Here is a 5,842-nt window from a genome sequence, read left to right as displayed (position 1 = left end):
CTCCTCACCGCAGCCTGCTCGGCCGGCCCCGCGGAGCCCGCCGGCGGCGGGGTGGCCGGGCCGGCGGGCTCCGCGGGGCCGGCCGAGCAGGCTGCGGTGAGGAGGGCGGCCGCCAGGACGCCGGCCGTGGCTCTCGCCGCCGCTTTCGTGCGCGAGTTCGGCGCCATCGCCCACCCCTGAGGTTCGTTCGAACGGATCGGATCGTGATCGTAGCCCAGGGGGCGCCGCGGGCATCAGGCCGTCGCGGCGGCGCCCTCCGCCGTTTCGGCGCGGGCCAGGGCCACGACGCCCGCGCAGATCAGCGCGACGCCGGCCAGCTGCGGCAGGATCCACCAGCCCGTTCTCAGGCGCTCGTCGTACAGGACGACGCCCAGCACGATGCTGACCGTCGCGTCGCCCAGCGTCAGCGCCGGCTGCGAGGCCACCAGCGGGCCGCCCTGCATGGCGTGTTCGAGCAGCAGCAGCGCGCAGACGCCGCAGAGGGCGAAGCCGTACGTCTGCCAGGCCGTCAGGAAGGCCGCCGCCCCGCCCTCGGCGAGGAGCGGCACCGAGTCCTTCATCAGGGCGGCCGTGAGGGCGTAGCAGACGGCGGTGGCGGCGCCCAGGCAGCCCGCCCGGGCCCGCCCCGGCGGCCTGCGCAGCCCGGCGAGCGCCAGCAGCAGAGCGGCCGCCGCACATCCGGCGACGGCGGGCAGCCAGCGGTCGAGCGGGACGTGCGTACGGTTCTCCGACGGCGCGGCCGCGGCCAGCGCGAGGCCCAGCCCCCCGACGACCGCCGCGACGGCCCCCCACACCGCCGCGGGCAGCCGCTGCCGCACCGTCAGCGAGGCGATCAGCAGCGCGAGCGGCAGCTCCAGCACGAACAGCGGCTGTACGAGCACCAGCGCACCGGTGGCCAGCGCCGCGGCCTGGCCCGCCCCGGCCAGGACCACCGCGAGGATCCCGGCGACCCACACGGGCCGCCGCAGCAGGTCCAGGACGAGCCCCGGCCGGAATCCGCGGCTCTGCGGCACCGTCAGGGCGGCCCGCCGCTGGAGCACGGTGGCCAGCGCGTTGCCAAGCGCCGCGAACAGCGCGAAGAGGACCGGCAGCAGGACGCCCATCCGGTGATCCTCACGCCGCCTCGGGCGGGCCCGGCCCGCCGACACGCGCCCGGCCGCGCAATCCCCCCGTCGGGCCTCAGCCGCGGCGCCGCCCGGCGCGGGCCCGGGCGAGGGCGAGGTCGGCCAGGGCCTGCGGCGCGCCGTCCTGGCCGCGGATGCCGGGGAAGGCGTTGACGTCCACGATGAGCGGGGTGCCGCCGCCGGTGTCGACGACGTCGAGTCCGTACACGTCCAGCGAGAACACCTCGCCGGTCCGCATGGCGAGGTCCGCCCAGCCGTCGGGCAGGCCGGCCGGGTCGAGCGGCCGGGCCGGTCCGCGGCCCTGCGGGGCCAGTTCGGAGCGGCGCAGCGCGGCGAAGACCCGGCCGCCGATCACCCACAGTTTGTGGTCCCAGCCGCTGTTCGGGGCGAAGTCCTGGACGACGACCGGCTCACGGGGCCACTGCGCGGCGAGCTCCCGCAGCCGGGCGCGGTCGTCGACGCGGGCGACGAGGTCGTGGCGGCGGCTGTGGCGGCTCTTGACCACCACGGGCGGGTCCGGCAGGCGGCCGTCGCGCAGCGCCGCCTCCTGCGCCGCCCAGGCGGCCAGGGAGGCGTGCGTGCGGGTCGCCGCGAAGGGCAGGCCTGCAGCGAGGGCCAGCGCGGCCATCTCCGTCCGGTCCTGGCAGAGTCCGGTCGCCGCGGCCGAGTTCACGACGACGGCGCCGCGCCCCTCCAACTCCCGGGCCAGCGCCAGGGCCCGCGGGGTCCGCGCCTTCAGCAGGTACACGTCCGCCGGCGCCCCCGCGGGGTGCTCCGCGGCCGGGTCCAGGGCGTCCACGCGGTGTCCGGCGGCGCGCAGCAGGCCGGTTGCGGCGGCGAGCAGCGGGTGTCCGGGCTCGGGTGTGATCAGGCAGACCCTCACAGCGCGGCCTCGCCCGTCCGGGGCGACGGCAGGGCCAGCGCGGGCGCGCCTGCGGCCGCTCCCGCGCCCGCCACCGCGGGCGCCGTCCGCGCGAGCGCAGGCGCGGGCGGCCCGGCGGAGTCCGCACCGCCGCGGCGGGCGAGGCCGAGGACGGCGCGGGCGACGCGCGCGGCCGCGTCGGGGACCTGCCGGAAGCTGGGGAAGTCGTTGACGTCGACCACCGCCGGGCCGTCGGGCCCGAGCAGCACGTCCACCCCGTACAGGTCCAGCCCGTACACCGCTCCCACGCGCGCGGCGATCGCCGCGACCTCCGCGGAGAGCGGCACGGGGCGCTCGCGCACGGCCGGATCCGGGTGGAGCGGCGAGCGGCGCTCCGTGGCGAACAGTTCGCCGCCGACGGCGTACACCTTGATGTCGCTGCCCGAGTTCGGCACGTACGGCTGGGCGATCAGCATGCCGCCCTCGGCGGCGAGTTCGGGGAGCAGTGCCTCCAGCCGCTCCGGGGAGGACACGAGGCGTACGCCGCGGCCGGAGCTGCCGTCGGCCGGCTTGACGACGAGCGGGTACCGGGCGGAGGGGACCTCCCGCAGCAGCTCCGGCCGGGCTGCCGCGTAGGTGGCCGGCACGGGGAGGCCGGCTGCCTGCCCGAGGGCCGCGGCGAGCGCCTTGTCCCGGACGCCGCGGATGGAGCGGGCGTCGTTGACGGTGGTCATCCCGGCGGCGGCGGCCGCCTCCAGCAGGACGAGTCCGGGGCCGCCCGACACCGTCTTGAGGACCCAGGCGTCGTGCGCGCCGGAGCCGACGCCCCCGGTCATGTCCAGCAGCGAGCCGCCGGGGCGCACCACGTCGACGCGGTGCCCCCACGCGGTGAGCTGCCCGATCACCTCGTTGGGCATCCCGTCGTGGCGGTAGTGCTCCTCCACCAGGAAGCACAGCCTCATGGACCTGGACATTCCCCACCCCATCATCGCCGGAGGTCCGCCGACTACGTCCGGCGAATTGTGATGTCACAGGATGTCATGGACCACAATGTGATGATCAGTCCGGTCCGCGGTACGCGTGCGCATCGGTCTCCGTCCCGGCCCCACCGCGGGTGCGCGCGGAGACCGGGGCCCCACGGGCTCACACGCAGCACCCCGCCCGGCCGGTTCCGCCGGTCCCGGGAACGCCGTACGGGGGCCGGGCCGCCGGGGAAGTCGGCGGCCCGGCCCCCGCAGGGCCGGCGGGCGCGGTCAGACGGCCGCGGGGACCGGCACCGAGACGAACGTCCTGCCGGACTCGTTCTCCACCAGGACCTCTCGGACGTCCGCCGGGTCCACCCAGGCCGAGCCGTCCAGGGCGGCGCCCTTCGCCTCGCCGCCGGCCGCCCCTCCCGGGCCGCCCGCCTGGGCCTGCCCGCCGACGACCCAGCTGCCCGCGGTGCTGCGCTTGCCGTCGCGCGAGACCACCACCAGCCGGCACCGCTCGCCCGCCGGGACGCCCGTCACGGCCGCGTGGACACGCACCCACCTGGCGGCCGGTGTGACCTTCACGGTCATCCGCGCCCCGGTGCCCGGGTCGGTCGCGGAGGCCACCCTGGTCCCGGCCGGCGGCGGCGACGGGGCCGCCGTCACCGCCGGGGACGGGTCAGGCGGCGGCGCCGCGACGGGCTCGCCCCCGCCCACGCGGGCGCCGGTCCAGAACACCGCCGCCAGCGAGGCCGCGGCCGCAAGCCCCGCCAGCCCCCACCGCCTGCGCCGGGCCGCGGCGGCCTCGCCGCGCACCCGCCGCAGCGTGCGCTGGAGCAGCAGGTCGCCCCCGGCCGGCGGCCCGTCGAGGAACGCCTCCGCGGGCACCTCGCCCAGCGCCGCTTCCATCTCGCGCAACGCTGCCACCTCCTCGCGGCACCGCAGGCAGCCGCCGACGTGTTCCTCGACCCGGCGGACGTCCTCCGCGTCCAGGACCCCCAGAACGTACGGGCCGAGGAGTTCCTCCTCGTGCTCGTGCCGCTGCCGGTTCATGCCACCACCTCCCGCAGTCCGGCGGGCTGCTGGGGCGGCCTGCCCGATCGATGTCGACGGCCCTTGCCGGCGCCGCCGTTCTGCCGGAACACCTCGCGCAGGGCCTTGAGCGCGTAGTGCGAGCGCGACTTGACCGTACCGGCCGGGATGCCCAGGCTGTCCGCAGCCTCCGCCACGCTCAGCTGCCGGTAGTACAACTCCTTCAGCACGTCACGGTGTTCCGGCGACAGCTGGTCGAGCGCACCCAGGACGGTCATCGTGTCCACGACGGAGTCGGCGTGGTCGACCTCCACCGGGGGAGCGGCCGCCGCCCCGGACACCTCCTGCGGCCGGGCCGCCTTGGCCCGGTACCGGTCGGTGATGATGTTCCGGGCGACGGTGAGCAGCCAGCCGCGCACCGAGCCCTTCCCGTTCACCAGGACCTCGGCGTGCCGCCAGGCCCGGATCAGCGTCTCCTGGACGACGTCCTCGGCGGTGGCCCGGTCCCCGGTCAGCCGGGTGGCGTACGCGAGCAGGGCGTGGCCGTGCTCCTCGTAGACCGACCTGATCAGCGCCTCGTCGGTCGCGCCCCGCCGGGTACGGGGCCACAGTGGTCCGGCCATATCGCCCTCTCGTCCTCACTCACCCTGCCGTGCGGTCAGAACACGCGGCCGGCGGAGCCGCCGGTTCAAGTGACCTGCGTCACATCGCGGATGCCGGGGGCGGACGGGGGATCAGAGGCGGCAGCGCACACCCCGGTTGAGGCAGTCGACGACCGCCGCCATCTGCTCGTCCGTCATGGCGTTGACGAACATGGCGTGGTCGGTCCGGGGATCGTGCCGCTGCTCGGGGAAGGAGTCGACGGCGACCGGGGTCCCCGGCTCCACCTCGTACTCCAGCCCGATCCGCAGCTGCGGCACCGGGAAGGAGTCCGCCGGGCACACGCCGTTCTCGGCGGGGAACCCCAGGTGGGCCCGGTGGTCGGGGCTGTCGGTGTCCAGGCCGTTCCAGCAGCTCGGGAAGACGAGCGTCCGGGTGATGCGCTCGCCCTCCGGGCAGCGCGGGTAGCGGGTGGTGGACCGGTCCGGCGTACCGGAGCAGCCCCAGCGGGCCCGGACGCCCCCTCCGTCGCGGGCGGTCCCCGCCACCGCGTCGCCGGTGACGGCGCGCAGGAAGCGCGGCATCGGCACGACCCGGCTCACGGGGCTGCCGCGGTACTCCACCGTGACGGCGGCCTCGGGCAGGATCCGGCCCGTGTTGCCGTGCCCGGCGGCGCGCTCGTGCGGGCGGGTCCCCGGACGGTCGGTGCGGCGCAGGACGGGCCAGTAGTACGTGGAGCGGTCGCCGCCGCGGCAGCTGGTCGCCGCGGCGGCCAGCGAGGCGTCCGTCGAGGCCGCGTCCGTCGACAGGTTGCCCGCGTAGGCGTGGGTGTGGTGGGCGCCGGCGGGGAGCCCGGGGGAGACCACCACGTTGTCCTCGTTGTAGTGGCCCTCCTCTCCCCGCCCGCAGTCCACGCCCACGGAGCCGGAGGAGGCCTGCGGCCCGACAGGCGGCGGATCGGCCGCCACGCCGGCCTCCGCGCCCGGCTCCGCCGTCGCGGGCCCGGGCGAGGGGCGTCCCGCGGCGCCCGGGCCGCCCGGCCCCGCCCCCCCGGGCCGGGCCGGGGCGCCGGGCCGGGGGACGAGCCGGAGGGGGCGTTCGCCCCGACAGAAGGGAACTGCCCCTTGGCGTACCGTCCCTCACGGCAGTTCAAAAACACCCTGCTCGGCACCGCGGCCGTGTCGTCCTCGCCGCGCTCAACGCGCCCGCCGCGCTGTCCTTCGCGCAGGAGCGCTACCACGCGTACCGGATCGCGC

General features: G+C 77.3%; 6 protein-coding genes and 1 pseudogene. 1 reads left to right on the top strand and 6 read right to left on the bottom strand.

The annotated features are described in order from the left end of the window. Positions 1 to 180, top strand: a pseudogene (locus EF903_RS34835) (hypothetical protein); the annotation flags it as partial. A gap of 53 nt (positions 181 to 233) precedes the next feature. Here the strand turns inward: EF903_RS34835 and EF903_RS27435 are convergent. The 6 genes from EF903_RS27435 to EF903_RS27410 form a co-directional block, all read right to left on the bottom strand. After that, the gene (locus tag EF903_RS27435) at positions 234 to 1,103 is read right to left on the bottom strand and encodes a DMT family transporter (protein WP_125547606.1); all 870 of its coding nucleotides are present in this window, start codon (positions 1,101 to 1,103) and stop codon (positions 234 to 236) included. Positions 1,104 to 1,179: 76 nt separating this feature from the next. Beyond that, the gene (locus EF903_RS27430; RefSeq protein ID WP_125547604.1) at positions 1,180 to 2,007 is read right to left on the bottom strand and encodes a RimK family alpha-L-glutamate ligase; all 828 of its coding nucleotides are present in this window, start codon (positions 2,005 to 2,007) and stop codon (positions 1,180 to 1,182) included. Beyond that, positions 2,004 to 2,948: a RimK family alpha-L-glutamate ligase gene (locus EF903_RS27425; protein WP_125547610.1), complete on the bottom strand. Its 945-nt coding sequence runs from the start codon at positions 2,946 to 2,948 to the stop codon at positions 2,004 to 2,006. The genes EF903_RS27430 and EF903_RS27425 overlap by 4 nt, the downstream gene beginning before the upstream one ends. Before the next feature lie 291 nt (positions 2,949 to 3,239). After that, positions 3,240 to 4,007 (bottom strand): anti-sigma factor, encoded by a 768-nt coding sequence (locus tag EF903_RS27420; RefSeq protein ID WP_125547602.1) that lies wholly within the window; start codon positions 4,005 to 4,007, stop codon positions 3,240 to 3,242. Next, positions 4,004 to 4,609, bottom strand: a complete 606-nt coding sequence (locus tag EF903_RS27415; protein WP_125547600.1) for a sigma-70 family RNA polymerase sigma factor — start codon at positions 4,607 to 4,609, stop codon at positions 4,004 to 4,006. The genes EF903_RS27420 and EF903_RS27415 overlap by 4 nt, the downstream gene beginning before the upstream one ends. Positions 4,610 to 4,720: 111 nt before the next feature. Continuing rightward, entirely contained in the window at positions 4,721 to 5,554 is an 834-nt protein-coding gene (locus EF903_RS27410) for a DUF1996 domain-containing protein (protein WP_260616002.1), read from the bottom strand. Positions 5,555 to 5,842 lie beyond the last annotated feature (288 nt).

The organism is Streptomyces sp. WAC05292, from assembly GCF_003949955.1.
Taxonomy (GTDB): Bacteria; Actinomycetota; Actinomycetes; order Streptomycetales; family Streptomycetaceae; genus Streptomyces; species Streptomyces globosus.
The sequence above is the reverse complement of the archived record's forward strand: the minus strand, read 5'-3'. Positions and strand labels throughout refer to the sequence as shown.

Bases quoted from the DNA above. Each gene is read 5' to 3' on its own strand.
- EF903_RS27435 (WP_125547606.1), bottom strand. From the start codon at position 1,103: ATGGGCGTCCTGCTGCCGGTCCTCTTCGCGCTGTTCGCGGCGCTTGGC.
- EF903_RS27425 (WP_125547610.1), bottom strand. From the start codon at position 2,948: ATGAGGCTGTGCTTCCTGGTGGAGGAGCACTACCGCCACGACGGGATG.
- EF903_RS27420 (WP_125547602.1), bottom strand. From the start codon at position 4,007: ATGAACCGGCAGCGGCACGAGCACGAGGAGGAACTCCTCGGCCCGTAC.
- EF903_RS27415 (WP_125547600.1), bottom strand. From the start codon at position 4,609: ATGGCCGGACCACTGTGGCCCCGTACCCGGCGGGGCGCGACCGACGAG.